Source organism: Mesorhizobium sp. M5C.F.Ca.IN.020.32.2.1 (genome assembly GCF_004023105.1).
Taxonomy (GTDB): domain Bacteria; phylum Pseudomonadota; class Alphaproteobacteria; order Rhizobiales; family Rhizobiaceae; genus Mesorhizobium; species Mesorhizobium wenxiniae.
In genome coordinates this window covers 1-1729 of sequence record NZ_RZSX01001114.1, presented here as the reverse complement: position 1 = coordinate 1729, position 1729 = coordinate 1, and the positions used below count along the sequence as shown (strand labels likewise).

Below are 1729 nucleotides of genomic sequence, written 5' to 3'. Positions count from 1 at the left end.
CGCCGACGGCCATGGCGACGTCGTTGGCCGATTTGACCAGCATCATCTTCAGCGCGTTGTCGAGCCGCATGACCGAACCCGGCTTGAAGCCCATCTTGCTCGGCGGCTCGCCGGCGGAACGTTTCGAGACCTTGATTGGCGAATCGAGCTGAACCTCGCCGGCCGCAATCGCGCGGAACGTCACATAGGCGGTCATCAGCTTGGTCAGCGAGGCAGGATACCAGCGCTTGAAAGCCTCCTGGTGCTGGAGGATCTTGCCATTTCCCAGATCGAACACGATCGTCGGATTGGCGAGAGCCGGTCCGGCCAGCACCGGAAGCGCCACGGCGCCCGCCAGCAATAGTTTGAGGAAATGCCTGTACCGCATGGTGGAATCCGAAATCGCCTCTTGCCGCAGTCGCCTCTGGCTCCGTAAGATTTGTTACGCGATCGCCAGCATGGTGATCCGGCCCCTATCCGGATCGCAATCTTGCGGTGCTATTTAGCCTATGTGACGTCAAGATGGCAAAGTGCCTGAATGACAATTGTAAAACAGCAGGCACAATTTGCAAAGCAGCAGGCAGAGCCCGTCTGCTCCAACAGCGAGATGGAACCATCATGCCGATCCTGAACCGCGCCGCCGAAATGCAAGACGAGGTCGCCGGCTGGCGCCGCCATCTGCACCAGACGCCAGAGCTGAATTTCGACGTCTTCAAGACCGCCGCCTTCGTCACCGAGAAGCTGAAGGCCTTCGGTTGCGACGACGTGGTGACCGGGCTCGGCAAGACCGGCGTCGTCGGCATCATCCGCGGCCGCCTGGGCGAAGGCACGACCATCGGCCTGCGCGCCGACATGGACGCGCTGCCGCTCAACGAGATCTCCGGAAAATCCTACGCCTCGACCATTCCGGGCAAGATGCACGCCTGCGGCCACGACGGCCACACCGCAATGCTGCTCGGTGCTGCCAAATATCTTGCCGAGACGCGCAATTTCGCCGGCTCCCTCGCGGTGATCTTCCAGCCGGCCGAAGAAGGCGGCGGCGGCGGCAACGAGATGGTCAAGGAGGGCATGATGGAGCGCTTCGGCATCTCCAAGGTGTTCGGCATGCACAACATGCCGGGCCTGCCGGTCGGCCAGTTCGCCATCAAGCCAGGCCCGATAATGGCGGCGACTGCCGAATTCACCATCACCGTCAACGGCCGAGGCGGGCATGCGGCGATGCCGCACGGCACGATCGACCCGATCGTCATCACCAGCCAGCTCGTCGGCGCCCTGCAGACGATTGCCTCGCGCAGCACCGATCCGGTCGAGGCTGTCGTGGTGTCGGTGACGAAATTCCACGCCGGCGACGCCTACAACGTCATTCCCGAGAGCGCCGAGATCGCCGGCACCGTGCGCACGCTGAAGAAGGAGGTCGCCAGGAAGGCCGAGGAGCGCGTGCGCGCCCTCTGCGAGGGCGTGGCCGCGGCCTTCGGAGCAACGATCGAGGTGGATTACAATGCCAATTATCCCGTCACCTTCAACCATCCGGAAGAGACGGTCTTTGCCAGCGACGTCGCCGCTGATGTCGCCGGCGAGGCGCATGTGCATCGCGCCATCCAGCCGGTGATGGGCGGCGAGGATTTCTCCTACATGCTGGAAGCGCGGCCGGGCGCGTTCATCTTCATCGGCAATGGCGACACCGCCGGTCTCCACAATCCGGCCTACGACTTCAATGACGAAGTCATCCCGCACGGCATGAGCTATTGGG

2 protein-coding genes are annotated in these 1729 nt (G+C 63.0%); one reads left to right on the top strand and one right to left on the bottom strand.

The genetic code is table 11. The features are described 5' to 3' along the window. A partial coding sequence (locus EOA86_RS33430; RefSeq protein ID WP_164892271.1) for a serine hydrolase occupies positions 1–367 on the bottom strand: 367 nt, incomplete at its 3' end. Between the two features lie 230 nt (positions 368–597). On the opposite strand from EOA86_RS33430, the gene EOA86_RS33425 reads away from it, so the two are divergent. After that, positions 598–1729: M20 aminoacylase family protein (locus EOA86_RS33425; RefSeq protein ID WP_164892270.1), on the top strand; the 1132-nt coding region annotated here is incomplete at its 3' end.